The organism is Pyxidicoccus fallax (assembly GCF_012933655.1).
In the GTDB taxonomy this organism is placed as follows: Bacteria; Myxococcota; Myxococcia; order Myxococcales; family Myxococcaceae; genus Myxococcus; species Myxococcus fallax.
This window is the reverse complement of sequence record NZ_JABBJJ010000136.1, coordinates 1-24321: the sequence shown is the minus strand read 5'-3', so window position 1 is coordinate 24321 and position 24321 is coordinate 1. Positions and strand designations below refer to the sequence as shown.

The 24321-nt window shown below is 73.0% G+C and carries 20 protein-coding genes and 1 pseudogene; 9 read left to right on the top strand and 12 right to left on the bottom strand.

The annotated features are described in order from the left end of the window. Positions 1-65: 65 nt before the first annotated feature. Complete coding sequence (locus HG543_RS26720) at positions 66-575, bottom strand: GNAT family N-acetyltransferase (RefSeq protein WP_169347695.1); 510 nt, start codon at positions 573-575, stop codon at positions 66-68. 165 nt (positions 576-740) lie between these two features. On the opposite strand from HG543_RS26720, the gene HG543_RS26715 reads away from it, so the two are divergent. The 3 genes from HG543_RS26715 (at position 741) to HG543_RS26705 (ending at position 3676) form a co-directional block, all read left to right on the top strand. Continuing rightward, positions 741-1262, top strand: coding sequence for a hypothetical protein (locus tag HG543_RS26715; RefSeq protein WP_169347694.1), 522 nt, complete (start codon positions 741-743; stop codon positions 1260-1262). Between the two features lie 119 nt (positions 1263-1381). Beyond that, the gene (gene rarD, locus HG543_RS26710; RefSeq protein WP_169347693.1) at positions 1382-2314 is read left to right on the top strand and encodes an EamA family transporter RarD; all 933 of its coding nucleotides are present in this window, start codon (positions 1382-1384) and stop codon (positions 2312-2314) included. A 603-nt stretch (positions 2315-2917) separates the two neighbouring features. Beyond that, a complete protein-coding gene (locus tag HG543_RS26705; RefSeq protein WP_169347692.1) occupies positions 2918-3676 on the top strand; it encodes a DUF1338 domain-containing protein in 759 nt (252 codons plus the stop codon). A gap of 8 nt (positions 3677-3684) precedes the next feature. Here HG543_RS26705 and HG543_RS26700 read toward each other — a convergent pair whose 3' ends face one another. Then, a complete protein-coding gene (locus HG543_RS26700) occupies positions 3685-4224 on the bottom strand; it encodes a sugar O-acetyltransferase (RefSeq protein ID WP_281404460.1) in 540 nt (179 codons plus the stop codon). Between the two features lie 178 nt (positions 4225-4402). Between HG543_RS26700 and HG543_RS26695 the strand changes: the two genes are divergently transcribed. After that, the gene (locus HG543_RS26695) at positions 4403-7891 is read left to right on the top strand and encodes a GAF domain-containing protein (protein WP_169347690.1); all 3489 of its coding nucleotides are present in this window, start codon (positions 4403-4405) and stop codon (positions 7889-7891) included. Here HG543_RS26695 and HG543_RS26690 read toward each other — a convergent pair. Beyond that, the gene (locus tag HG543_RS26690; RefSeq protein ID WP_169347689.1) at positions 7857-8468 is read right to left on the bottom strand and encodes an MPN domain-containing protein; all 612 of its coding nucleotides are present in this window, start codon (positions 8466-8468) and stop codon (positions 7857-7859) included. The genes HG543_RS26695 and HG543_RS26690 overlap by 35 nt on opposite strands. Further along, positions 8465-9448, bottom strand: coding sequence for a 3-hydroxyacyl-CoA dehydrogenase family protein (locus HG543_RS26685; RefSeq protein ID WP_246357311.1), 984 nt, complete (start codon positions 9446-9448; stop codon positions 8465-8467). Before HG543_RS26685 ends, HG543_RS26690 begins: the two co-directional genes overlap by 4 nt. Positions 9449-9703: 255 nt before the next feature. Between HG543_RS26685 and HG543_RS56450 the strand changes: the two genes are divergently transcribed. Further along, on the top strand, positions 9704-11788 hold the full coding sequence (locus tag HG543_RS56450) for a S9 family peptidase (RefSeq protein ID WP_343073444.1): 2085 nt from the start codon (positions 9704-9706) through the stop codon (positions 11786-11788). Here HG543_RS56450 and HG543_RS26675 read toward each other — a convergent pair. The 3 genes from HG543_RS26675 to HG543_RS26665 form a co-directional block, all read right to left on the bottom strand. After that, entirely contained in the window at positions 11785-12372 is a 588-nt protein-coding gene (locus tag HG543_RS26675) for a GNAT family N-acetyltransferase (protein WP_169347687.1), read from the bottom strand. The genes HG543_RS56450 and HG543_RS26675 overlap by 4 nt on opposite strands. A gap of 138 nt (positions 12373-12510) precedes the next feature. After that, entirely contained in the window at positions 12511-14097 is a 1587-nt protein-coding gene (locus HG543_RS26670; protein WP_169347686.1) for an OmpA family protein, read from the bottom strand. Positions 14098-14121: 24 nt separating this feature from the next. Beyond that, positions 14122-14481, bottom strand: a complete 360-nt coding sequence (locus HG543_RS26665) for a DUF4398 domain-containing protein (RefSeq protein WP_169347685.1) — start codon at positions 14479-14481, stop codon at positions 14122-14124. Positions 14482-14694: 213 nt separating this feature from the next. On the opposite strand from HG543_RS26665, the gene HG543_RS26660 reads away from it, so the two are divergent. Continuing rightward, the gene (locus tag HG543_RS26660) at positions 14695-15579 is read left to right on the top strand and encodes a 5'-3' exonuclease (RefSeq protein WP_169347684.1); all 885 of its coding nucleotides are present in this window, start codon (positions 14695-14697) and stop codon (positions 15577-15579) included. A 53-nt stretch (positions 15580-15632) separates the two neighbouring features. On the opposite strand, the gene HG543_RS56855 is transcribed toward HG543_RS26660, so the two are convergent. Then, positions 15633-18092, bottom strand: coding sequence for a PAS domain-containing protein (locus tag HG543_RS56855; RefSeq protein ID WP_169347683.1), 2460 nt, complete (start codon positions 18090-18092; stop codon positions 15633-15635). 168 nt (positions 18093-18260) lie between these two features. Between HG543_RS56855 and HG543_RS26650 the strand changes: the two genes are divergently transcribed. From HG543_RS26650 to HG543_RS26640, 3 genes are read left to right on the top strand one after another with little or no spacing between them, the layout of a single operon-like run. Continuing rightward, positions 18261-18701: a group II truncated hemoglobin gene (locus HG543_RS26650; RefSeq protein ID WP_169347682.1), complete on the top strand. Its 441-nt coding sequence runs from the start codon at positions 18261-18263 to the stop codon at positions 18699-18701. Positions 18702-18746: 45 nt separating this feature from the next. Continuing rightward, positions 18747-19346, top strand: a complete 600-nt coding sequence (locus HG543_RS26645; protein WP_169347681.1) for a TetR/AcrR family transcriptional regulator — start codon at positions 18747-18749, stop codon at positions 19344-19346. Between the two features lie 39 nt (positions 19347-19385). Then, the gene (locus HG543_RS26640) at positions 19386-20324 is read left to right on the top strand and encodes an alpha/beta hydrolase (RefSeq protein ID WP_169347680.1); all 939 of its coding nucleotides are present in this window, start codon (positions 19386-19388) and stop codon (positions 20322-20324) included. Positions 20325-20328: 4 nt separating this feature from the next. On the opposite strand, the gene HG543_RS26635 is transcribed toward HG543_RS26640, so the two are convergent. The 4 genes and pseudogenes from HG543_RS26635 to HG543_RS26620 all read right to left on the bottom strand — a co-directional run. Next, a complete protein-coding gene (locus HG543_RS26635; protein WP_169347679.1) occupies positions 20329-20826 on the bottom strand; it encodes a hypothetical protein in 498 nt (165 codons plus the stop codon). A gap of 121 nt (positions 20827-20947) precedes the next feature. After that, on the bottom strand, positions 20948-21892 hold the full coding sequence (locus HG543_RS26630) for an acyl-CoA desaturase (protein WP_169347678.1): 945 nt from the start codon (positions 21890-21892) through the stop codon (positions 20948-20950). A 146-nt stretch (positions 21893-22038) separates the two neighbouring features. Then, positions 22039-23487 carry a DUF4397 domain-containing protein gene (locus HG543_RS26625; protein WP_169347677.1) on the bottom strand — a complete coding sequence of 483 codons (1449 nt, stop codon included), beginning with the start codon at positions 23485-23487 and terminating at the stop codon, positions 22039-22041. Between the two features lie 340 nt (positions 23488-23827). Continuing rightward, positions 23828-24321, bottom strand: a pseudogene (locus tag HG543_RS26620) (hypothetical protein); the annotation flags it as partial.

Below are 24321 nucleotides of genomic sequence, written 5' to 3'. Positions count from 1 at the left end.
CGCGGGCCGTTCGTGTTCCAGGCGCATGCCGCGCCTTTTCGAACGAAGCCCGGGCCCGGGGAGCCTCAGCCCCCGCGCGGCGAGGGCGCCCACTCCAGGGCCACGTAGGGGTCGCCCTCCGACGCGGGCACCGCCGCCTCCGCCCGGAAGCCCAGCCGGAGGTAGAGCCGGTACGCGGGGCTGCCCCGCAGCACGCGCAGCTTCACCGGCACGCGCGCCTTCGCCGCCTCGTCCTGCAGCTCGCGCAACAGGCGCGTGCCCACGCCCGCGCCCCGGCTCGATGGGAGCAGGGAGATGTCCACGAGCCTCCACTCCCGTCCACCGCGCGCCACCACCATCCTTCCGGCGGGCTGACCCTCCACCAGCACCAGCCGGTGCTCGGCCCCCGCGTACCGGACGGCCCAGTCCCGCCCCTGCGCCAGCCACTGCATCTTCAAGAAGGCCTCGCGCTGCGCCGGCGCCCAGCCCCACATGGCCACCTCGCCCTCGCGGGTGCTGGCGTAGAGGGCGAACAGGAACGCCTCGTCGGAGGCGGTGATGGGGCGCAGGGTGACGGGCACGGTGGCGGGCAGCATGGACCGCCGGGCAGCGCCGCGTCCACCACCGCACGCCAGGCGCCTGTGGCGTCTTCCAGACGACGGCGGATGCAAGCACCCGCCAGCCCCGACGTCTCAGGAATCACCGCTCATACGTCAGACCCGGATGGGAGCCTCGGGGGACGATTCATTCAGGAGCACGGCATGAAGAAGACGCGAGACGAGGAACTGACGCTGGCCCTCCAGGAGGCCCGCGAGACGGAGGCGCGGTGGCGGGGGCTCGCCGCGCGGTTGATGGAGCTGGGCGATGACGCCATGGACGCGCAGCTGCTGGTGGCCTTCCGCGCCGCGCGCGAGGAGGGCGTGGTGCCGCCGGACGCGGGCTTCTTCCTGGTGGCCCACATCCTCACCGCCATGGCGGACGAGGCCATCCCGGAAGATCCGCGCGTGCGGCGGCTCGCGCGAGAGCTGGACCTGATGGAGCGCGAGTACGGCCTGGGAGACGGCGCCTGGCACGACGACGAGACGCCGCCCGAGGAGTGGGAGGCCCTGTGCGCCGAGTACGAGGCCGCCTGCGACGAGGCCCGCGCCACCTTCTTCCGCGCCTACGGCGAGGAGGACATGGCCCGGCTCTACCTGGAGGACCGCGCCTGCTTCCACCGCCGCTTCGAGAGCGGCCGCCGCTTCTTCCACGGCCTGCCCATGCTCCCCGAGCACCTGCACTGACACCGGACGCGGTGCTTGGGGCTCCCACGACTCTCCAGGGCGCGCGGGAAGTCCTGCGCGTGCCGGGGCGCGCTGCTATGTAGCGCGCGAATCCCAAGGGGGCAGGGAGAGAGAGCACCATGTCCAGCGAGTCCGCGCCCGCCGCGCGCGGTTCCGGTTTCGCCTACGCGCTCGCCGCCTATGCCGCGTGGGGGCTGTTCCCCATCTACTGGAAGCAGCTGGGGCACGTGCCGGCGCTCACCGTCATCTCGCACCGGGTGGTGTGGTCCTTCCTCTTCGTGGCGGGGCTGCTCACCGTGGGGCGGCGCTGGCGGGAGGTGAAGGCGGCGCTGGGCTCGAGGCGCACGCTGGGGGCGCTGCTGGTGTCCACCGCGCTCATCTCCAGCAACTGGTTCCTGTTCATCTGGGCCGTCAACACCGGGCACGTGACGCAGGCGAGCCTGGGCTACTACATCAACCCGCTGCTCAACGTGGTGCTGGCGCGCGTCATCCTCGGCGAGCGGCTGCGGCGGCCGCAGCTCGTCGCGGTGGTGCTGGCGGCCACGGGCGTGGTGTCCCTGGCGGTGTCCCGGGGCGAGCTGCCGTGGGTGTCGCTGCTGCTGGCGGCCACCTTCGGCGTCTACGGGCTGGTGCGGAAGATGGCGCCGGTGGAGCCGCTCACGGGGCTGGCGGTGGAGACGGGGCTGGCCGCGCCGGTGGCGCTGGTGCTGGTGGCGCTCGCGCCCGCGGTGCCCGGAGCGACGGGCGGCTTCGGCGCCAGCATGCGGGACACGCTGCTGCTGGTGGGCAGCGGCGTGGCCACCGCGCTGCCGCTGCTGTGGTTCGCGCTCGGCGCGAAGCGGCTGCGCTACGGCACGCTCGGCATCATCCAGTACGTCGCCCCCACGCTGCAGCTCGCGCTGGCGGTGCTCGTCTACGGAGAGCCCTTCACCCGGCCGTACGCCGTGGCCTTCGCCTGCATCTGGACGGCGGTGCTCCTGTACGCGCTGGATGCGCTGTGGTGGAGCCGGCCCCGCCCGCTGCCCGTCCACGCCGCGCGGCAGGGCGCCTGAGACACGGCCCGCGTCCGGCCCTCTCGGGAAGATTTCGTGGAAGGAACGTTCCTTCCACACCAGGGCGGGGCCCGGTGTGGGGCGTCGCGCTGGCAGAGGGTTGGAGGCGGGCCGGGGGGCCCGTCTCCACTCTCGCGTTCTCAGGGCCTGACACACACCGCTCCTCTCGAGACGGAGGTGTGGGTGGACGGGCGGGCACCGGTGCTCCGCGGGGACGGTGTTGGCCCCCCGACGCACATGCATGGCGCAATCTTACCGTAACGAACCTGTCAATTAGGTTTACTTCAGGATGGCGCAGTGCGGTGCTGATGAAGATGCTTGCAGGGGGCTGGTGTTTTGGCGCAGCAACCCCTATTTCCGCGCTCGCTTTCGGGCGGTGAGGTCGGCGGCGGGAAGGAAGTCAACGCATACCATGGGTGTAGAGACTCGAAACTCCAAGGCGAGTCTCTAGCAGCCTCCGCGCTGCACGGCGGCGCGCGTTTCCGGTAGTGAAGTCCCCTCCAAGGACCCGGACCCGCGCGCCGCCGCTCTTTTTTCCAGCGCCGGGCGCTTCACGCGTGATGCGGCGACGGGCTCCAGAGCGTGGCGCTACATTGCCGCGCCATGACGACCGCCCAAGCCACCCGTCTCCTCGATTTGCTCTGGGAGCGCTACGCCGCGGAGGTGCCGTACGCGCGCACCTTCGTGCAGCTCTCCGGGGGCAGCTTCCGCAATGACCACGTCGCGCTGCGCTCGCTGGCCCGGCCCGGCAGTGGCATCGCGATGTTCTCCCGGCCGTTCGAGAAGCTCGGCTGGAAGGCCGCGGGCGCGTACACCTTCCCGGACGCGCACCTGTCCGCCATCTACATGTCCCATCCGGCGGGGCTGCCGCGCGTCTTCATCTCCGAGCTGAAGCAGGAGGAGCTGTCGCCGCGCGCCCGCGAGCTGCTCGCCGCGCTGCCCGCGGACCCGCCCGCGCCGGACGACGTGGAGGCGCTCGCCGCGTGGTTCTCCGCGCCGCCGACGCCGCCGGACGAGGCCGCGTTGCTGGAGCTGGAGAAGGAGTCGCAGTACGGCGCGTGGCTGCTCGCGTTCGGCCGCAAGGTGAACCACTTCACCGGCTCCGTGGACGACGTGGAGGCGTGGCAGAAGCGCATGCGCGAGGCGGGCGTGCCCATGAAGGCGGACATCGAGGGGGCTCCCGGCACGTCGCTGCGGCAGACGGCCACCCACGCCGCGCCGCTGCCGGTGACGCTGAAGGGCGGCGGCTCGCGCGCGTGGCCCTACGCGTACTTCGAGATTGCCCAGCGCACGCCGGACTTCGACGGCTTCCTGGGGCCGCAGGCGCGGGCGCTCTTCGACATGACGAAGCGCGGAGGGTAGGCGCTCGTTCAGCGCAGCGGGCGGAGGACGCGGCAGGGGTTGCCGCCCGCGAGCACGTAGGGTGGCACGTCCTTCGTCACCACGCTGCCGGCGGCGATGGTGGTGCCCTCGCCGATGGTGACGCCGGCGAGGATGATGGCGCCGCCGCCAATCCACGCCTTCGCGCCGATGGTCACGGGCCTCGCCAGCTCCGGGCCCTTGATGCGCTCGTCCGGGTCCAGCGGGTGGGTGGCGGCGTAGATGTGCACGCCGGGGCCGATGGCGACGTCGTCCCCGATGGTCACCGGGTTGCAGTCCAGGATGACGCACTGGAAGTTGATGAAGACGCGGGCGCCCAGGTGGATCTGGGTGCCGTAGTCACACTGGAACGGGGGCTCGATCCAGACGCCCGGGCCCTTGCTCCCGAAGAGCTGGCCGAGCAGCTCCTGGCGCCGCTCCAGGTCCTCCTCCTCGTCCGTCTCGTTGTAGGCGCGCACCAGCCGCCGGGCCCGGCGGCGTGCCGCGGTCAGCTCCGGGTCCGTGGCGACATACAGCTCGCCGGCGAGCATCTTTTCTCTCTCCGTCCGTGCCATGGCCTCGCAGTTTCGCGGGTTCCCACTCGGGATGCGACCTTTCGCGCACGTGTGTCGGGCGACAGATGGGCCTCCGGAAGGGCCTGTCCTTCAGCCCGCAGCACCGCCGCGACGGCATGAGCAATCGGCGCGGGTTGGTGCTAGGGCTCTGGATGTGGCCAGTCCTTCCGAGCCCTTCACCCATTCCTCGCCGGGGCCTTTCGCCACTCCGGGAGCGTCCGGTGTCCCGGGCGAGGTCCTCGAGCAGCTCACCGAGTCCGTCGCCATCTTCAGCCCGGAAGGCCGCTTCCAGTACGTGAACGGCGCCGCCGAGCGACTCCTCGGCGCGAGCCGCGGCGAGCTGGTGGGCCGCCTCCCCGCCGACATGCTGCCCGGCGGGGAGGGCGTGCTCTTGCGTGAGGCCCTGTCGCGCGTGGCGGCGACCGGGCGGGCCGAGCGCTTCGAGCACCACGCCGCGCGCACCCGGCGCTGGTGGGACGCGCGCATCCAGCCTGGTGGGGACGCGCTCTGGTTCGTCGCGACGGACATCACCGAGCGCAAGCAGGCCGAGGGCTCGCCGGAGGCGGACCTCACCCGGCTGCGCGTGCTGGCGGAGGCCTCGCGCGCCCTTTCCGCCGCGAGGCTGGACCTGGGCGAGGTGCTCCAGGCGCTGACGCAGCAGGTGGTCGCCCACCTCGCGGACACGTGCACCGTGTCGCTCGCCTCCGAGGACGGCCAGTGGGTGGACCCGGTGGCGCACCATGACGTGGACCGCGAGCAGAAGGCCGCCTACCTGGAGATGTCCGCCCGTGCGCGGGTGCGGATGGGAGAGGGCCTCACCGGCGCGGTGGCGAAGAGCGGGCAGCCCCTGTGCCTCGCCGAGGTCTCGCGGGAGGAGGTGGCCCGCGCCGTCAAGCCGGAGTACCGCCACCTGCTGGCTTTCGCCGAGTCCTACAGCGTCCTGGTCGTGCCCTTCTCGCATCAGGGCCGCGTCATCGGGGTGCTGCAGTGCGCGCGCCGCGCGCCCCGGCCCGGCTTCGATGCCGAGGACACGAATCTCCTGCAGGAATTGGCGGACCGGGCCGCCTTCGCCATCACCCACGCGCGGCTGCACGAGCAGGCCGTCCTCCAGGCGCGGGTGCTGGAGTCCATGGCGGAGGGCGTCAGCGTCTCCGACGAGAGCGGCACCATCATCTACACCAACCCCGCCGAGGACCGGATGTTCGGCTACGCGGCCGGAGAGCTGGTGGGCCAGCACGTGACGGCGCAGAACGCCTACCCGCCCGAGGAGAACGCCCGCCTCGTCGGAGACGTCATCACCTGGCTCAAGGCGCGCGGCAGCTGGTCCGGCGAGTGGCGCAACCTGCGCAAGGACGGGACGTCCATCGTCACCCGGGCCCACATCACCGGACTGGAGCTGCGGGGCCGGACGCACTGGGTCTGCGTCCAGCAGGACATCACCGCCGAGAAGCAGGTGGAGGCCGAGCGCGCCGCGCTGCTGGAGGCGGAGCGCGAGGCGCGGGCCCGGGCGGAGCGCACGGCCGAGTACGCCCGGCGGCTCCAGCAGGTGATGCAACTGCTGGGACAGGCGCTCTCCGCGGCGGAGGTCGCGGGCGCGGTGCTGGACGTGGGCGTGGATGCGCTGGACGGGGCCAACGCCGGCATCTGGCTGCTGGATGAGCCGGGGGAGCGGCTGGAGCTGATGCGCCACCGCGGCTTCTCGTCCCAGACGCTGGAGGGGTTCCGCTCCTTTCCGGTGACGGCGGCCATGCCCGTGGCCGAGGCGGTGCGAAGCGGCCAGCCCCTCTGGCTGCGCAACTGGGCCGAATACGCGGAGCGCGAGCCCGCCGCGGAGGCGCATGCCCACGTGGTGCGCTACCGGACCGAGATGGCGGCGGCCTGCCTGCCCCTGCTCGTCGAGGGGCGCGTCATCGGCGGGATGTCCTTCGGGTTCCGAGGCGCGCGCGTGCTGGAGGACGGGGAGCGGTGGTTCCTCCAGATTCTCACGCAGCACGCCGCCCAGGCGCTGGAGCGCGTGCGGCTCTTCGAGGAGCAGCTCGTCACCCGGGCGCGGCTGGAGGCCGTCGTCTCCGCCTCGCCCGCGGCCATCATCCTGCTGGACTTCGACGGCACCGTCCGGCTGTGGAACGCCGCCGCGGAGTCCATCTTCGGGTGGAGCGCCCAGGAGGTGCTCGGCCGGCCCAACCCCATGGTCCAGGAGGAGGCGCGCGAGGAGTTCGTCGAGTTCCTCGCGCGGCTGGAGCGCGGGGAGGTCCTGCAGGGCCTCGAGGTGCGCCGCCAGACGAAGGCGCGGGGCATCATCGACGTGGAGCTGTACGCGGCGCCAGTGCGGATGCGCGACGGGCGCACCCAGTGCCTGGGGGTGATGACGGACATCACCGAGCGCAAGCGCTCCGAGGCCCGCACGCGCTTCCTCGCCGAGGCGAGCACGCTCCTGTCCTCCTCGCTCGACTACGAGCAGACGCTGTCCTCGGTGGCGCACGTCGCGGTGCCCACGCTGGCGGACTGGTGCGCCGTGGACGTGCTGGAGCCCGACGGCATGGTGCGCAGGGTGGTGGTGACGCACCAGGACCCGGCGCGCGTCCGGGCCGCGCTGGACTTCCACGAGCGCTATCCGCCGACCCTGGACGCGGCGGGCGGCCTTGGCAAGGTGCTGCGTACGGGGGAGCCGCTGTTCCTGCGGCACCTGCCCGAGGAGCAGGTGCTGGCCTCCATTGAAGACCCGGTGCAGCGCGAGGCCCTCCGGGCCCTCGGCATCCGCTCCGTCATCATCGTGCCCCTGCGCAGCCGGGGCCGCGTCATCGCGGGGCTGACGCTGGTGTACGCGGACTCGGACCGCCGCTACACCGAGGCCGACCTGCGGCTGGCGGAGGAGCTGGCCCTGCGCGCGGCCACCGCCATGGACAACGCCTCCCTCTACCGGGAGGCCCAGGAGGCCGTCGCCGCGCGGGACACCTTCCTCGGCGTGGCCTCGCACGAGCTGAACACGCCGCTCACCTCGCTCAAGCTCAACCTGCAGAGCCTGCAGCGGGCGGTGGAGAAGCTGCCGGCGGAGGCCGTGCCCCGCGAGGGCCTGGGCGCGAAGTTCCAGTCCGTGCACCGGCAGGTCGGCCGGCTCGCCAGCCTCATCCGCGAGCTGCTGGACATCTCGCGCATCACCGCGGGCAAGCTGAAGCTGGAGCCCGAGCCGCTGGACCTGGCGGAGATGGCGCGCGAGGCGGCCTCGCGCGCCGCGGAGGACGCGGCGAAGGCCGGGTGCGAGCTGCGCCTGAGCGTCCCCGGGCCGGTGGAAGGGACGTGGGACCGGCTCCGGCTGGACCAGGTGCTGCAGAACCTGCTGTCCAACGCGCTCAAGTACGGGCACGGCCGGCCCGTGGACATGGAGCTCGAGGAGGACGGCGACACCGTCACCCTGCGCGTGAGGGACCGGGGCATCGGCATCGCCCCGGAGGACCAGTCGCGGCTGTTCCAGAAGTTCCAGCGGGTGGCGAGCGAGCGCCACTACAGCGGCTTCGGCCTGGGACTCTGGATCGTGAAGCAGGTGCTGGACGCCATGGGCGGCACCATCCGCGTGGAGAGCGCCCTGGGGCAGGGCGCCACCTTCACCGTCACGCTGCCCCGGCGCGTGCCTGCGTCCGCGTGAGGAGACGGACGGTGAGCGCGCGGCAGCCCGAGTCGGGCTGCTCGGCGTCGGGGGGCGAAGCCCACGCGCCGAGCGAGTGGTAGAGCCTGCCCTCTCGCTGCTCCAGGTAGAGAATCATGTTGAGGGGCCAGCCGCTGCCCCGGAACAGGTGCCGGTCCATGGGCGTGGGCTCCTGGCTGACGCGCAGGCCGCGCTCGTGGGGCGGGCCGATGCGGTGCCAGTCCGGGTGCAGGTGGATGGAGCCGAGCACCTCCAGCCCCTGCGCCTCGGCCTCGGTGGTGATGCGCAGCAATTCGCGGGGCTCGCACCAGAAGCCGCGCCGCCCGTTGGAATAGCAGGCGCCGAAGCGGGGGATGATGGTGGCGTCGAACTCCTGGAGCACGGTGTCGTCCGTCTCGCGGATGTTGGTGGCGAAGCGCACGCGCTCCACGAGCATGGCGTCGTCCGTGAAGCGCCCCAGCAGCACGGCCCAGCTGCGCGGCGGCAGCTCCGGGGTGCACGTCGAGTATTCACGGATGGCGTCCGCGAGGAAGTCCGACAGCACCGCCGGGTCCAGCAGCACGACGTCGGCGCTCATTCTTCCGACTCCGGCGTGGGCGTGCGCAGGCGGCCGGCGGCCCGGTCCTCGCGCAGCTGGGTGATGAGGTGGCGGGCCATGCGCTCCTCGAAGGCGGCGGTGCTGTCCGGCGTCCACGTGTAGAAGCCCCGGCCCGTCTTCAGGCCCAGCTCGCCCTTCTCCACCTTCTCCGAGAGCACCGGCGGCACCGGGCGGCCGGAGCCGCGCAGGACGCCGGTGATGAAGTCCAGCCCCACGAGGTCCAGCCGGTCGAAGACGCCCGAGGCGCCCAGGCGCCGGCCGACGCCCTGCGTGAGCACGCGGTCCACCATCTCCGGGGTGGCCACGCCCTCCGACACCAGCCGGATGGCCTCGCCGATGAGCGCCTGTTGCAGGCGCGGGCCCACCGAGCCGGGCACGTCCTTCGCGAACACCACGGGCGACTTGCCCAGCTCCTCCAGGAAGCGCCGCACCGTCTCCACGGCGTCGGGCGAGGTCTTCTCGCCGGGGATGACGTCCACCAGCGGCACGAGGTGCGCGGGCAGGTAGTAGTGCGCGGAGAGCACGCGCTCGGGCCGCGCGCAGTCGCGGGCGATGGCCGTCACGCTCAGCGCGGTGGTGTTGGTGGCGAGCAGCGTGTCCGGCGCCGCGAGCCGGTCCAGCTCGCGGAAGAGCTGCTGCTTGAGGGCGAGGTCCTCGGGGATGGACTCGATGACCAGGTCCTGGTCCACCGCGGCCTCGGCGAGCACCGTGGTGCGCCGGATGCGCGCGAGCGCCGCCGGGCGTTGCTCCGCGGAGAGCAGCCCCGTCTCCACCAGCAGCGCCGCGTCGCGCTCCAGCTTCACGCGCGCCGACTCGCTGGTCTCCGCGCGCGTGTTGAAGAGCACCACCTGCCTGCCGGCGATGGCGAGCTCGAGCGCGATGCCGCACCCCATCGCCCCGCCACCGACGACGCCAATCCTCATCAGCCGCTTGTGTTTCATGCGGCGCAGCGTGGCCATCCACCGCTCGCGTGGCAAACACTTGAATGGCTGCTGCAATTGTTCATGAGCTGTGTGTGACGCGCCGTGCCGCGCTCGGCCCCAGGGCCATGGCTCCTTCCCCGCCCCCTCCACGGGTCGTGTGGCCCCCTTGTCACGAGGCGTCAAGGCCTCCCCGCGCCATCGTTGCCGGCTGGAGAACCCCGCACCCCATTCGCGGCCCGCTCCTGTAGGCTGGTCATCTCTGACCCAACCTGGGGGGACACGATGTCGCGGGTGGCGCGAATCTTCGGACTGGGCGCGGTGCTCCTCGGAGCGCCGGCCGTCCTCGCACAGCAGGACACCCAGAGCGCCGAGCTGCAGCGCGCGGACGTGGCGTTGCGGGGCGCGGTGGCCAAGGCCGTGCGTCCGCCGCTCGGCGACGTCTACGAGTCGCTGTCGCGCACCGTCCGCTTCCGGCAGGTGGCGCTCGCGCCCGGTGGCCAGCGCGTGGCCTGGGTGGAGACCGGCACGGAGAATGGGGCGCGGAACGGCGGGAGCGCCATCCAGGTGCTGGACCTCGGCGAGCCGGGCGCGAAGCCCTTCCGCGTCACCGTCTGCCTGGGCTCCACCGCGTGCAACGAGTCGTCGCTGACGTGGAGCCCGGATGGGACGCGGCTCGCGTTCCTGTCCGACGCGGGCCTGGGCGGGCCGCAGCAGCTCTACGTGGCGGAGGTGTCCGACGGCCCGGCGCGGAAGCTGACCGCGTTTCCGACGGGGGCCACGTCGCCCGAGTGGGCGCCGGATGGGGACTCGGTCGCGGTGCTCGTCATGCAGGGCGCGGGTGCCGAGCATGCCAAGGGGCCGACGGGGCCCGCGTCCCGCGAGACGGGCGTGGTGCAGGAGGCGTACCCGGTGCGGCGCGCGGCCGTCGTCTCCGTGAAGGACGGCGCCCACCGCTTCGTGACGCCGGAGCACCTCTACGTCTTCGAGTACGCGTGGAGCCCGGACAGCGACACGCTCGCCATCACCGCCTCGCTTCCGCCGGGGGATGCGAACTGGTGGGTGGCGAAGCTGCACGCGGTGGACGTGGCGTCCGGCCGCGCGCGGGTGCTGCACTCGCCGAAGTGGGCGATGGCCGAGCCCACCTGGAGCCCGGACGGGAAGCACGTCGCCTTCATCGAGGGGCTGATGAGCGACCAGGGCTCCAACGGTGGTGACGTGTACGTGGTGCCGGCGGCGGGCGGCAAGGCGCGCAACGTCACGCCGGGGATGAAGGCCACTGCCACGAGCCTGAGCTGGGTGGCGCCGGGCCGGCTGGTGTTCGGCGCGCAGGCGCGGGGAGAGTCCGCGCTGGCGGCGGTGGACCCGGTGAAGGGCGGGGTGAGCATCCTGTGGCAGGGCCCCGAGCGCATCAGCGCTGGCGGCGCGGTGGGAGCCTCGCTGTCGAAGGACGGAGCGCTGAGCGCGGCGGTGCGCGAGTCCTTCACGCGCGCGCCGGACGTGTGGGTGGGACCGGTGGGGGACTGGAAGGCCATCACGCGCCACAACGCGGACGTGAAGCTGCCGGTGGGCGCGGTGCGCAGCGTGACGTGGAAGAGCGACGGGCTGGACGTGCAGGGCTGGCTGATGGCGCCGCCCACGGTGCCGGTGGGCAGCGCGCGGGCGCCGATGGTGACGTCGATTCACGGCGGGCCGGCGGCGGCGATATTGCCGGGCTTCCACCCGCAGGCGCTGCTGCTGACGAGCCAGGGCTACTACGTCTTCTTCCCCAACGCGCGCGGCAGCTTCGGGCAGGGCGCGGAGTTCGCGCAGGCCAACCGGCGCGACTTCGGGTACGGCGACCTGCGGGACGTGATGGCGGGCGTGGACGCGGTGCTGGCCAGCGAGCCGGTGGACCCGACGCGCCTGGGCGTCACGGGGTGGAGCTACGGCGGCTACATGACGATGTGGACGGTGACGCAGACGCAGCGCTTCCGGGCGGCGGTGGCGGGCGCGGGCATCTCCAACTGGCAGAGCTACTACGGGACGAACCGCATCGACACGTGGATGCTGCCGTACTTCGGCGCGTCCGTGTACGACGACCCGGACGTGTACACGCGCAGCTCGCCCATCAACTTCGTGAAGCTGGTACGCACGCCGACGCTGCTGTTGCACGGCGAGCGCGACGTGGAGGTGCCCGCGTCGCAGAGCTACGAGTTCTTCAAGGCGCTCAAGGCGCTGGGGCAGAAGACCCAGCTCGTCGTCTACGAGGACGAGGGCCACCACATCCGCAAGCTGGACCACCAGTGGGACCGGACGCGGCGCATGGTGGAGTGGTTCGACACGCACCTGCCCCCGCCGAACCTGCCCGGGACGAAGGTGGCGGCGCCGCTGCGCTAGCGGGCGCCCTCCGCGGTCTCCGGGGCGATGCGGGCGGTGAGGACGTGGTCGCGCCAGCGGCCGTCGATGCGCAGGAAGCTGCGCGCGTAGCCCTCCACGGCGAAGCCCAGGCGCTCGAGCACGGCGGCGCTCTTGAGGTTTTCCGGCAGGTGGTTGGCGTGGAGGCGGTGCAGGCGCATGACGCCGAAGGCGTAGTCGCACAGGGCGCGCAGGGCCTCCGTCATGTAGCCCTTGCCCTCGTAGCGGTGGTCCAGCGCGTAGCCCAGGTCCGCGGACTGGAGCGGGCCGCGGCGGATCTGCGTGAGGGACACGTTGCCGATGATGGGCGCCGAGCCGAGCGGCTCGTCACGCGGCAGGAGGAACAGGCGCAGGGAGACGTCGTACCGGAAGTCCTCGCGGTCCTGCGCGAGGCGCGTGCGCCAGTACGTCACCGAGAAGAAGTTGGCGGGCCGGTCCGGGGACACCGGGTCGAAGTGCTCGCGGTTGGCCTCGTGGTAGGCGAGCACGCGCCACGCCGCGTCGGGTGGGAGCTGGACCAGGTGCAGGCGCTCGGTGGTGAGCAGGGGCGTGATGTTCGAGGCCATGGCGCGGAACCGCCCCCAGGCTAGCGTTTCCCGGGGGCGGTAGGTGTCGCAACCGGATGGCGGGAGTCACTCGCGGGCAGCAAGCGCCTCGCGGACCTCGAGGTGTCCGCGAGGGCCTGCTCCGCGGGACCGCCGCGCTCAGCGAGGCGGCTGTGTGTCGCTCTGGCCGGGCTGGGCGCCGGGCTGTGGCGGGGTGACGCCTTCCTGGATGTCATCGTCCAGCGTGCCACTGCCGCTGCCACCCGTTCCGCCCTCCTTCGTGGAGGGAGGCGTCTTCTGTTCGTCCTGCTCCCCCGTGACGCCCGTGGCCGGGTCCGTGGCCCGCGGCAGGTTGCCCTGCGTGCCAGGGCCCTGGACGCCCTGGCCCTGGATGGGCTGCGGCTGCGAGCCCGAGCCGCCCGTGCCCTGCTGTTGCGGAGGCTCCGTGCTGGTGCCGCCCGTGTCCTGCGAGGGCTGCTGCTGTGGAGGCTGCGACGGCTGCGAAGGCTGCTGCTGCGAACCCGCGCCGCCGGTGCCCTGTCCCGCGCCGCCCACGGCCCGCTGCTGCTCGCGCTCGATGATGATTTCCACGCGGCGGTTGTTGGCGCGGCCCTCGGGCGAGGCGTTGGTGGCCACCGGCCGGTACTCGCCCAGGCCCCGGATGCGGATGCGCTCCGCCGGCACGCCTTGCGTCGTGAGGAACTCACGCACGCGCTCGGCGCGGCGATAGGACAGGTCCTCGTTGTACGCGTCCGGTCCCTGCGAGTCGGTGTGGCCCTCGATGAGCAGCGGACTCTGCGTCTCCTTCAGCACGTCCGCCACCTCGGTCAGCCTGTCGCGCGCCGCTGGCAGCAGGTCCACCGCGTTCGAGGCGAAGAGCACGCTCCCCGACAGCGTCACCACCAGGCCGCGTTCCTCCTCGCGGACCTTCAGGTCCTTCGCCGTCTCGTCCAGCCGGGTCAGCGCCTCGGTGGCCTTGCGCTCCGCCTCCATGCGCGCCTGCCGCTCCTGCTCGGCCTGCTGCTCGGCCTGCTGGCGCGCTTGGCGCTCCTGCTCGAGCTGCGACGCTCGCTGCTGCAGTTCCTGGTTCTGCTGCGCCAGCCGTTGCGCCTCGGCCTCGGCCTGCAGGCGGCGCTGCTCCTCCGTCTGACGCCGTGCCGTCTCCTCCTGCAGCCGCTGCGCCTCGCTCTGCCGCTGCTGGGCCTGCGCCCGCAGCCGCTCGGCTTCCTCCTGGCGCCGCTGCGCGTCCGCCCGCAGCCGCTCCGCCTCCGCCTGCTGCGACTGCGCCATCATCGACGCGCGCTGCTGCTGCGCGAGCGCCTCCTGCCGCTCCCGCTCCGCCTGGGCGAGCTGCTGCCGCGCCGCCTCCAGCTCCGCCTCCACGCGCTGGCGCTGGAGGGCCTGGGCCTCCTGCAGCGCCGCCTGGGCCTCGGCGAAGCGGCGGGCGGACAGGTCCGCCGTGCCACGGGCATCGGCTGCCTCCGCCTTGCGCAGCGCCACGTACGCCAGAGAGCGCGCCCGGGGAGAGTCCTTGCTGCGGTCATACTCCCGCTCCGCCTCCAACAGCGCGTCGCGGGCCTCCGCGACGTCCTGCGGACGCTCACGGCCCTCGGGGCTGGTGGACAGCTCCTGGTAGGCTGAGCGTGCCTCGAGCAGCTCGCGCGGCGGCGGTCCGCTCGCGCATCCCACGGACACCAGCGCCGTCGCGGCGGCGAGGGCCTTCCATCCATGCTTCCAACGCACCATGACGCTCTCCTCTCGGGCTGGCGGTTACTGGCTACCGCGGCGGATGGATTCCGCCTGCTGAACGGCACGGTCCGCCTGCCGCTGGATGGGAACGGAGCGGGCCAGCGCGTGCGCCAGGTCCGCGTCCGCATCGGCCTGCATGAAGCGCAGCTCCGCGGCCTCCTGCTCTCCTTCGACCAGCAGCCGTTCCGCGTCGGCGATCTGCTGCCGGGCGAACTCCAGATGCCGGGCGGCCTCGGGGACGCGGCTGGCGCCGGCACCTTCCGCCGCCTTCAGCGAGGCCTCGGCCTCCACGCGGCGTTCATTGGGAACGGGGATCACACGCTGTCCGGCGCACCCGACCACGGTCAGGCACAGCAGGGCGGCAATCAGCTTCGGGCGCACGGTTCACCTCCAGCCGTCGGGACATCGGGCGCGGGGTGTCGCGCCCACACTGAGAGGTGAGGCCGTCCCCTCAGGCCGGCAATTCGCCCGAGACAGGGCCGCCCGGTGGGCGGGCGGGCATGCGTGTACGCTCCCACCCCCGAGGGCAAAGTCCCTTGTCACCGCGCGCGGCCGGACTGGCCGGGGCGCTTGGGGAAAGGTAGACGGAGCGACATGCGCTTGCATCTGGTGGACGGCACCTATGAGCTGTACCGCGCCCACTTCTCGCCCCGGCCGGGCCACGCGGCGCCGGACGGCCAGGACGTGAAGGCCACGGTGGGATTGATGTCCTCGCTGCTCGCGCTGCTGCACGACGAGGCGGAAGGCGTGACGCACGTGGCGGTGGCGTTCGACAACCCCATCCGCTCGTTCCGCAACGCGCTGTTCGACGGCTACAAGAGCGACGAGGGCGTGCCGCCGGAGCTGCATGCGCAGTTCGACCTCGCGGAGGAGGCGGTGGCCGCGCTGGGCGTGAGGGTGTGGTCCATGAAGGACCAGGAGGCGGACGACGCGCTGGCCACGGCCGCGGCGCGCTTCGCGGGCGAGGTGGAGCAGGTGCGGCTGCTCACGCCGGACAAGGACCTGGGCCAGTGCGTGCGCGGGAAGAAGGTGGTGCAGGTGGACCGCCGGCAGGAGAAGGAAATCGACGAGGACGGCGTGCGCGCGAAGATGGGCGTGTCCCCCGCGAGCGTGCCGGACCTGCTGGCGCTGATGGGCGACGATGCGGACGGCATCCCCGGACTGCCGGGCTTCGGCGAGAAGGGCGCGTCCGCGCTCCTGAGCGCCTATGGCCACCTGGAGGCGATTCCGGCGGACGCGTCGGCGTGGACGGTGCGCCCGCGCGGCGCGGACAAGCTGGCCGCCACGCTGCGAGAGCACCGCGAGGCCGCGCTCCTGTACCGCCGGCTCGCCACGCTGGTGACGGACGCGCCGCTGCCGGGCACGGCGTCGCTGGCGGACCTCGCGTGGGCGGGCGTTCCCCGAAACAGCTACGAGTCGCTCTGCGACCGGCTGGGCCTCACCACCCTCAAGCGCCGCCCGAAGCGCTGGGCCGCGTGAGTTCCCCGGCCCGCGAGCGCCAGCCGAAGCGTCAGGCCGCGTGAGGCACGCGGCTACCCCGCCGCCACGCCGTCCCGGTCCACCGAGGCGCTCACGGGCGCGTGGCGCGGCAGCCGCACGGTGAAGGTGGTGCCTTCCGAGCCCGTGGAGTGCACCTCCACGGTGCCGCCATGTGCCTGGACGATGCTGCGCACGATGTGGAGCCCCAGGCCGATGCTGCGCCCGCCCCGGTCCTCCGGCCGCTCCACGCCGCGCTCCAGCGGCTCGAAGATGCGCGGCAGCAGCTCCGGCGGAATCGGCTCGCCCTGGTTGTGGACCTCCAGCACCACCCCGTTCTCATCTCCCCGGGAGGCCAGCCGCACCGGCGTGTCCGGCGGGCTGTACTGGAGCGCGTTGCCCAGCAGGTTGCTGAGCACCTGCGCCAGCCGGTCCGGGTCCCATGTCCCCGCGCCGCTGCCGGTGTGCTCCACCACGATGCGCCGGCCCGGCGCGGCCGCCTGCACCTCGTCCACCACGGTGTGCACCAGCTCGCGCAGGTCCACCGCGCGGGGGAACACGGGGATGCCGCTGCCCTGCCGCACGCGGGTGAAGTCCAGCAGGTCCCGAATCATCCGCGTCGCCCGCTCCGCCGAGCGGTGGATGCGCTGCACGTGCCGCTGCAGCCGCTCCTCCAGCCCGCCACGCTGCATGAGCACCGACACGGCCAGCGTTATCGCGCTCAGCGGGTTGCGCAGGTCGTGGCTGACGATGCCGATGAGCTGCCGCTCGAAGTCCGCCCGCGCGCGCATCTCCTCCGTCAGCCGCCGGGGCTCGGTGATGTCCGCCATCGCGCCGGTGAGGTGCGTGGGTTCGCCGCGCGCGTTCAGCAGCACCTGTCCCTGGTCCCGAATCCACCGCACCGTGCCGTTCGGGCGGAGGATGCGGTACTCGATGTCGAGCCCCCCGCGCTCGCGGATGGCGCGCTCGCTGGCCTCCTCGACGGCGGCCCGGTCCTCCGGGTGGATGCGGGCGGCGAAGTCCTCCACGGGGAACAGCCCCTCGCGCGGCTCCAGGCCGAGGATGCGGTTGAGGTTGGCGTCGCGCAGGTCCTTGCGCGTCTTCAGGTCCAGCTGCCACGTGCCCACGTTGGCCGCGGCGAGCGCCGAGCGCAGCCGCTGCTCGCTGTCGCGCAGCGCTCCGGCCAGCTCGGACTCCTTGCGCCGCGCCAGCACCGTGTCCGTCACCTCCACCGCGAAGAGGATGACGGCCTCCACCCGGCCGCGGGTGTCCAGCATGGGCTGGTACATGAAGTCGAAGTAGCCCTCGGTCAGGGTGCCGTCGTCGCCTCGGGCGATGCGCGCGGGCATCTCGCGGGCGCTGAAGGGCTCACCGGTGGCGAACACCGTGTCCAGCAGCTCCTGGAAGCCCTGGGACTCCAACTCGGGGAGCGCCTCGCGGAAGGTGCGCCCCACCAGCGGCCGGTCTCCGCAGAGCTGCCGCATCCGGGCGTTGGCCACCACGTAGCGCTGGTCCGGCGCGCGCAGCACGCCGAGCAGGGCCGGCACCTGCTCGAAGAGGGTGGCCAGCATCGCCCGCTGCCGGTCCGTCTCCTCGTGCGCGCGGCGCTCCAGCTCCAGCAGGCGGGCCCTGGCGGCCTCCGCCTCGTGGTGCTCGGTGACGTCCTGCATCGCCCCGACGACCTGGACGGGCCGGTCCTCCGCGTCGCGGACGATGTGGCAGCGGTCCACCACGTGCGCCCAGCTCCCGTCCCCGCGCTGGAAGCGGTAGGCGTCCTGCCACTCGTGCCCCGTCCCCGCCACCGTCGTCTGGAGGCCCTGGACCACGCGCGCGCGGTCCTCCGGGTGCAGGTGCTCCGCCCACCAGGCGAAGGTGTCCCGCACGGCCGAGGTGGCGTAGCCGAACAGCTCGTGCACGCCGCTCGTCCAGTCCACGCTGTCCGTGCGCGGGTCCCACTCCCACACCGCGTCGCGGGTGGCGCGCGCGGCCAGCCGGAAGCGCAGCTCGCTGCGCCAGGCGCGCTCCTCGGCGGCCTGCACCTCCGAGAGCGTGCCCTCCGCCAGCAGGCGCCGCGCGCGCTCCTCCTCCAGCGCCCGGCGCCGCATCCGCTCCCAGCGCACCAGCGCGTGCACCCGCGCGGACAGCTCCGCCGGGCGGAAGGGCTTGAAGACGTAGTCGTTGGCGCCCGCCGTCAGCCCCTCCACCATGTCCTCGGGGCGCGTGTTGGCGGTGAGCAGCAGCACCGGCAGGTGCGCGGTGGCGGGGTTGCCGCGCAGGAAGCGGCACACCTCCAGGCCATTCATGCCCGGAAGGAACCAGTCCACCACCATGAGCTCGGGGGCGGGCTTCTGGTTGATGGCCTCCAGCAGCTCGGCGCCATCCGCGAAGGTTTCGACCCGGCAGTCAGGGGTCAGGGCGCGGCGGATGGCCTCGGTCTCCACCGGGCTGTCATCGAGCACCCAGACGGAGGGAGCGGGCTGTGCGTCATCACGCGTGACGCGAGGATGGGAGGTCACTAGAAGTCTGGCCTTAGCAACCGCGTCTTTCGAAGGTCAATTCTCGAAGGAGCAAGGTGTGTACCGCCCGCCACCCCGTCTACTCCCCGGAGCCCTGGATTCCCGGATGCCTGGGGCTCCACGTCCGGTCAGGATGGAAGCGGGCCCCTCTCGCCGTTGAAGGAAGCCATGCCTGTTGAACTGAAGACGCCCCCCTCGGACGACTGGGTCCCCTCCATGGATGACCTGCCCTTCCACCGGCTGGGAGGGGAGGAAGAGGTGAAGGCGCTCGCCAACGCCTTCTATGACGCCATGGACGCCGACGAGCCCGCGCTGGCGCGGCTGCACGAGCTGGACGCGCAGGGCCGGGTGAACGCCGGCACGCGCGAGCGCTTCGGCCTGTTCCTCATCGGCTGGCTGGGCGGGCCACAGCACTACATGGAGCGCCACGGCCACCCCCGCCTGCGCATGCGCCACGGCCATCTGCCGGTGGACACCGGCATGCGCGACGCCTGGCTGCGCTGCATGCGCAAGGCCCTGGACGCCCGCGGCATCTCCGGCGGCCTGCGCCGCTTCCTCGACGAGCGCTTCGCCAACGTGGCGGATTTCCTGCGCAACACCGAGGGCTGAGCCCGTCCGGTTGCGGAAAAAGCACGACCGTTTTATATCCAGGTCATGCGGAAGGGCGAGCTCACCCATCAGACCATCCTGGAGAAGGGCATCCGGCTGGCGAGCCGGGTGGGCCTGCAGGGGCTGAGCATCGGCGGGCTGGCGGACGAGCTGGGCCTGTCCAAGAGCGGCCTCTTCGCGCACTTCAAATCCAAGACGGCGCTCCAGGTGGAGGTACTGGAGGCCGCCACGGCGGCCTTCACCGAGCACGTCATCCGCCCGGCGCTGACGAAGCCCCGCGGCGAGCCCCGGGTGCGGGCGCTCTTCGACGGCTGGCTGGCGTGGGACCGGGACCAGCTGCTGGAGGGCGGCTGCATCTTCGTGGCGGCGTCGGTGGAGCTGGACGACGCGCCCGGACCCGCGCGGGACAAGCTGGTGCAGACGCAGCGGGACTGGCTGGACGTGCTGGCGCAGGCCGCGCGCATCGCCGTGGCCGAGGGGCACTTCCGCAAGGACGTGGACGTGGACCAGTTCGCCCACGACGAGTACGCGGTGATGCTGGGCTTCCACCACGCGCAGCGGCTGATGAGGGACCCGCTGGCGGAGACGCGCGCCCGCCGGGCCTTCGAGGCGCTGCTCACCGCGGCCCGGGCCCCGGCTCCCTGACTTCTTTCGCTTCTGGTGTCCTTCGAGGAGGACCTCGTCATGGCAGAAAATAGCACGAACGTTCGGACGAAACTGGCGCGGTGGGGCATGAGGGCGACGGCGCGGAGCGTGGGGACGGTGGCGCCCGGGCTGGCGGCGGCGTGGGGGGAGCGGACGTTCCTGACGCCGTGGCGGCCGAGGCGCTCGCGGACGTCGGAGGCGGTGCTGGCGCGGGGGCATCAGCGGATGCTGAAGCTGGCGGGCGAGCAGGTGGCGGTGTGGAGCTGGGGCGAGGGCCCGCGGGTGCTGCTGGTGCACGGGTGGAGCGGCTACGGCGGGCAGCTGTCGGCCTACGTGGCGCCGCTGGTGGAGGCGGGCTTCTCGGTGGTGACGTACGACGCGCCGGGGCACGGGGCGTCGTCCGGGCGCACCAGCTCGCTGCCGGAAATGGCGGAGATGGTGGCGGAGGTGGGGCACGCGACGGGTGGCCCGTTCGCGGTGGTGGCGCACTCGCTGGGCGCGGCGGCGGCGGCGGTGGCGATGCGGGACGGGCTGAAGGTGGAGCGCGCGGTGTTCCTGTCGCCGCCGTCGGACCCGCGCGGGGGCGTGAGGGCCTTCGGGCAGGCGGTGGGGCTGCCCGAGAAGGTGCACGGGCGCATCCAGGCGCGCATCGAGGCGCGGTTCGACGTGCGCATGCGCGACTTGGCGCTGCCGAACTTCGTGGGCCTGCTGCGGGTGCCGCTGCGCGTCTTCCACGACGTGAAGGACGGCGAGGTGCCGCTCCAGGCGGGCGAGGCGGTGGTGCGCGCGTGGCCGGGCGCGACGCTGACGCGCACGGAGGGGCTGGGACACCACCGCATCCTCTACGCGCCGGAGGTGGTGGCGCCCGCGGTGGAGTTCCTCACCGCGGGCCGCTCGCGAGACGTATGGCCCGCGCCCCAGGTGCTGGCCTCCGCCGCGTCCCCGCGCCGGCAGCTTCGCGTGGTGGGCGGAGGCTGAGCGATTAGTCCCCGGTGCGGTTGCCGCTCAGCTCCAGGGTGAAGGTGCCCGAGGTCGGGATGGGGAGGCAGTCCGTCTCCACGTTTCCCTCGCCCGAGAGCGTGAGCGTTCCGCCGGCCTCGCGGCGGCCCTCGCCGCGGCGGACAATCAACGTCAGCGAGCAGTCCTCCTGGGGCATCTCGCACCGCGACTCCTGCAGGGAGAAGGTCCGCTCGCCCGTCATCGTGGCCTGGAGCTGGCAGGCCACGCCGTCTTCGAGGCTCAGGACCAGCGAGGACCCGGAGCTGGAGCCGTTGGAGACGCGCATGCGCTGCTGCTCCACCGGCTCCGTATCGGAGACCCCGAAGACGACGTACTCGAGCGAGCCGGTCATGGCGTAGCTCCCGGTGACGTTCGTCCGCCGGTCGGCCCCTCCGTTGTTGTCGCCGTCCTCATCGTCATCGCCACCACAGGCGCTGAGCGCGGACAGCAGCACGGCCATCAGTACGCGGGAACGCATCATGTCGAGGTCCACTCCTTCAGGGGCTCCAGAGGAGGGGATGTTACGGCTGGAAGGAGCGGAGGAGTCGCTCGAAAACGGCGCCGGGCGTCTCCGATGTTCTGTAGACCGTGAGCGCCTGCGCTCACGCTGTCTCTGGGGTATGCCTTCTGAGCGGCCGGCGCGTCTGGCTCCGCCGGAGGGCTCCGGGACGCAGCGGCAGGTTCGCGGGCGTCTTCACGTCGTGCACGAGCCCGAGCACGGCCAGCGCGCGCACCGCCCACCAGCCCGGGTCCGGCTGATGCCAGTCGAGTCCCATCCTCGCCGAGCCGGGGTATGCGTGGTGGTTGTTGTGCCACGACTCGCCCATGCTCACGAGCGCGAGCCAGCCCGCGTTGCGTCCCTGCTCCGCGCAACCGGGCAGCTCGTAGGGCTGGTCTCCCTCCACGTGGCTCACGTAGTGCACGGCCCAGAAGCCGTCCTGCGTGAGCGCCAGGCGCACCAGCACGCCCCAGACGACCCAATCGACGCCGCCCAGCGCGTACAGCCCGAGCGCGAGCGGCACCTGGAGCCACAGTCCCGCGCGCTCCAGGAAGCGATAGAACGCGTCGTCCCGCACGCGCGGGTCCACGGGCGGGTACACGGCCTCGTCGCGTGGGTGCCACGTGTGGAAGAGGGCGTATGCCATGACGTGCGCGAAGCCGTCGCGGTAGGCGAAGTACGGCGGGCAGTCGGCCTCGGGCTGGTTCTGGTGGAAGTCGCGCAGGTGGTGCATGCGCGTCATGCCGATGATGCCGCCCAGCCCGGCCAGCGCGCCCAGCAGCGCCAGCGTCCGCTCCACCGCGAGCGGCGCGCGGAAGGCGCGGTGGATGAGGCCGCGGTGCATGCCCACCGACACGCCGAGGCACATCGTCACCGCGGTCAGCACGGCGAAGACGGCCACGGCGCTCCACGAGAAGCACAGCGCCCCGCCCACCAGCGCGCCCGCATGCAGCAGGCTCCAGCGGAGCACCCTGCTCCGGTCCAGCTTCGCCTCGCCCCACCGCGTGCCGCGTCCGTCCATGGCCTTCCCCTTTCGGAGGAAGGCCATCGCAAGCGCCTTGCCAGCGAGGCACCGGCCTGATTCCGCGCGCTTGCGGCGGCGCACGGCCCCAGGTGTCAACGCCGTTCACAGCGCGCCGCCCACGGCGTGGACGGGGGCATCGAGGGCGGAGGACCCTCGAGGCCCTGCCCCCGCTACGGCTGCGGCCGCACCGGGCTGACTTCCCAGGGCATCTCGGAGGTGTCCACCACGAGGAGCTGGAAGCCGGGCTGGTCGTCCTCGGGTGCCAGCGCGCCCGCCGCCACCGCGAACACGCCCTTGCCCACGAAGGGCGTCGCGTCCACGCGGAACCGGGCGATGGGCGCGCGGTCCTCCGCGCCCGTGGGAACGACGCCCAGGGTCACCGTGCCGGGCGGGAGCGACACGCCCGCGGGCACCGTGGCCTGGGAGAAGGCCAGGTTGCTCACGGGGGCATCGGCTGGCACGGTGCCGTCCTGCGCCAGCGGGCCCGCGTCCACCGGGGGCGCGCCCGGCGCGGCGTGCACCACCCGCACCTTCGCGGAGACGGGGTCCTCCAGGAAGGCCTCCGCGAAGGGCAGCAGCGTGAAGCCCGGCACGCCGGCCTCGGGCGCGAGGAAGCCCGAGGCCACCACGAGGTAGCGCTCGCCCGCGGCCAGCTCCGGCGTGCCGCTGCTGGCGGCGGGAGCGCCCGAGGGACGGTCGTCTCCGGACGCGGCGGCGAAGAAGTCCAGCGTGTACGTCCCCGGCGGCACCTGGATGGGCCCGGACAGCTCGCCGAAGGAGAGGTCTCCGGCCACCTGCGTGTCACCCGAGAAGATGTCCACCTCGGGCGCGTCCGGTGACGCGTGCAGCGCGTACACCACCGGGTTTTGCCGCACGAGGCCCAGCGCGCCTTCCGGCCCCGCCGGCAGCAGGACGAAGCCCTGTTCCTCGCGAGGCTTGCGCTCCAGCAGGCCGGTGGCCACCACGAAGACCTCCGCGCCCTCGGGCAGCGCCGGCACGGTGAAGGCCGTCACCGGCGTGTCCCCCGCTCCGGTGGTGATGCCCACCTGCAGGGCCGTGCCCGCCGGGAGCAGCACGCCCGTCTCGCCGGTGTCCGCGAAGCGCTCCAGGCTGTCGACCTCCACGGAGCCGTCGTTGCCCACGTCGATGCCCACCGTGGGCGCGTCCGGCGACGCATGGACGATGCGCACGCGGGCCTGCCCGGCCTGGTCCTCCCCGAAACCCTCGCGCAGCGCCAGCAAGCGGAAGGTCTCGTCCGCGTCGTCCTCGTTCAGCAGGCCCGCGGCGATGACCGTCACCTGCTCGCCGGCGGACAGCGTGAGCGTGCCGGTGGTGAAGACCGGGGGGAACTCGGGCGGCGCGCCCGCGGGACGGATGTCCACCGCGACCTCTCCCGGCTCCAGGGTGAGGTACTGCGTGGCGGTGCCATACGCCACGTTGGTGACCAGCGGCGTGGTGCTGCCCGCCGCGTACAGGTCCACCGCGGGCGCGTCCGGCGACGCATGGATGACGCGCAGCCGCGCGCCCTCCTCCGGGCGCTCCTCGGGAGGCGGGGTGTCGTCGTCATCGTCATCGCAGCCGGGTGCGAGCACGACGAGGCCGGTCAGCAACACGGCCATCCAGGACTTCCAACGCGTTCGGTTCATCTGTGTCCCCCTCTCGGGTGCGGGCCCTTCCGCGAGGCGCGGTGGGCACGTTCCCGCGGATACTGGGCAAGGGGGCTCGCGCCCGGAGGCACCACCCGGGGGCCCCTTGCGTGATGGCCCGTGACGTTGTGCGGGGGCACACCGTGCAAGCGCGCGGGGGGTCGCGGGGCCCGGAGCCGGGTGTCTGTCGATGAGCACCCCGCGCGCCCGGTGCTCCGGCTCGCTCCGGAGCGCGAGTCGGGCACGGCCGGAGGGAGGACGATACGGGGGCGTATCGCTCGCCGGGCTGGTGGCCCGGCCCCGTGGGGTGGGTTCAGCGCTCCAGGCCGAGTTCGAGGCCGGGGGCCCAGGTCCAGCGGCGGCGGCCGTCCACGCGCACCCCGTCCAGGTCCACGCCCAGCGCTCCGCGCAGCGCGAAGTCTCCCGCCTTCCAGCGGAGGCCCGCGGCGGCTCGCGTGGTGAGGCCCAGTGCGTCGCCCTCGCGGCGCGCCGGCTTGTCCACCACGAGCATCAGCCAGCCGGCGCCCACCTCCGCGAAGGGGGCCAGCGCGCCACGGCCGCTCACTCCGCCCAGCGCGAGCACCGAGGCCCGCTGGAGCGAGGCGCTGTCCACCCACGCGTCCGGCGTCAGCGAGTAGCTGCCCCTCACGCCCCAGCGCAGCAGTCTTCCGGGACCGGGTGTGCGCCAGGAGAGCGCGAGCCCGCGCGCGAGGCCGCTCCCGTCCAGGGGCGAGGCGCCCACGGTGAGGCTCACGTCGAGGCCCAGCGTGCGCGGCAGGCCAGGGGACTCGGTGGTGGGGGCGGTCT

What these genes read in the sequence shown, in the direction of transcription:
- HG543_RS26650 (WP_169347682.1), top strand. Translation starts at nt 18,261, where the DNA reads ATGCCTGTTGAACTGAAGACGCCCCCCTCGGACGACTGGGTCCCCTCC.
- HG543_RS26685 (WP_246357311.1), bottom strand. Translation starts at nt 9,448, where the DNA reads ATGGCCACGCTGCGCCGCATGAAACACAAGCGGCTGATGAGGATTGGC.
- HG543_RS26715 (WP_169347694.1), top strand. Translation starts at nt 741, where the DNA reads ATGAAGAAGACGCGAGACGAGGAACTGACGCTGGCCCTCCAGGAGGCC.
- HG543_RS26705 (WP_169347692.1), top strand. Translation starts at nt 2,918, where the DNA reads ATGACGACCGCCCAAGCCACCCGTCTCCTCGATTTGCTCTGGGAGCGC.
- rarD (WP_169347693.1), top strand. Translation starts at nt 1,382, where the DNA reads ATGTCCAGCGAGTCCGCGCCCGCCGCGCGCGGTTCCGGTTTCGCCTAC.
- HG543_RS26675 (WP_169347687.1), bottom strand. Translation starts at nt 12,372, where the DNA reads ATGGCCTCGAACATCACGCCCCTGCTCACCACCGAGCGCCTGCACCTG.
- HG543_RS26690 (WP_169347689.1), bottom strand. Translation starts at nt 8,468, where the DNA reads ATGAGCGCCGACGTCGTGCTGCTGGACCCGGCGGTGCTGTCGGACTTC.
- HG543_RS26700 (WP_281404460.1), bottom strand. Translation starts at nt 4,224, where the DNA reads ATGCTCGCCGGCGAGCTGTATGTCGCCACGGACCCGGAGCTGACCGCG.
- HG543_RS26625 (WP_169347677.1), bottom strand. Translation starts at nt 23,487, where the DNA reads ATGGCCGTGTTGCTGACCGGCCTCGTCGTGCTCGCACCCGGCTGCGAT.
- HG543_RS26720 (WP_169347695.1), bottom strand. Translation starts at nt 575, where the DNA reads ATGCTGCCCGCCACCGTGCCCGTCACCCTGCGCCCCATCACCGCCTCC.
- HG543_RS26660 (WP_169347684.1), top strand. Translation starts at nt 14,695, where the DNA reads ATGCGCTTGCATCTGGTGGACGGCACCTATGAGCTGTACCGCGCCCAC.
- HG543_RS26670 (WP_169347686.1), bottom strand. Translation starts at nt 14,097, where the DNA reads ATGGTGCGTTGGAAGCATGGATGGAAGGCCCTCGCCGCCGCGACGGCG.
- HG543_RS26630 (WP_169347678.1), bottom strand. Translation starts at nt 21,892, where the DNA reads ATGGCCTTCCTCCGAAAGGGGAAGGCCATGGACGGACGCGGCACGCGG.
- HG543_RS26640 (WP_169347680.1), top strand. Translation starts at nt 19,386, where the DNA reads ATGGCAGAAAATAGCACGAACGTTCGGACGAAACTGGCGCGGTGGGGC.
- HG543_RS26635 (WP_169347679.1), bottom strand. Translation starts at nt 20,826, where the DNA reads ATGATGCGTTCCCGCGTACTGATGGCCGTGCTGCTGTCCGCGCTCAGC.
- HG543_RS26645 (WP_169347681.1), top strand. Translation starts at nt 18,747, where the DNA reads ATGCGGAAGGGCGAGCTCACCCATCAGACCATCCTGGAGAAGGGCATC.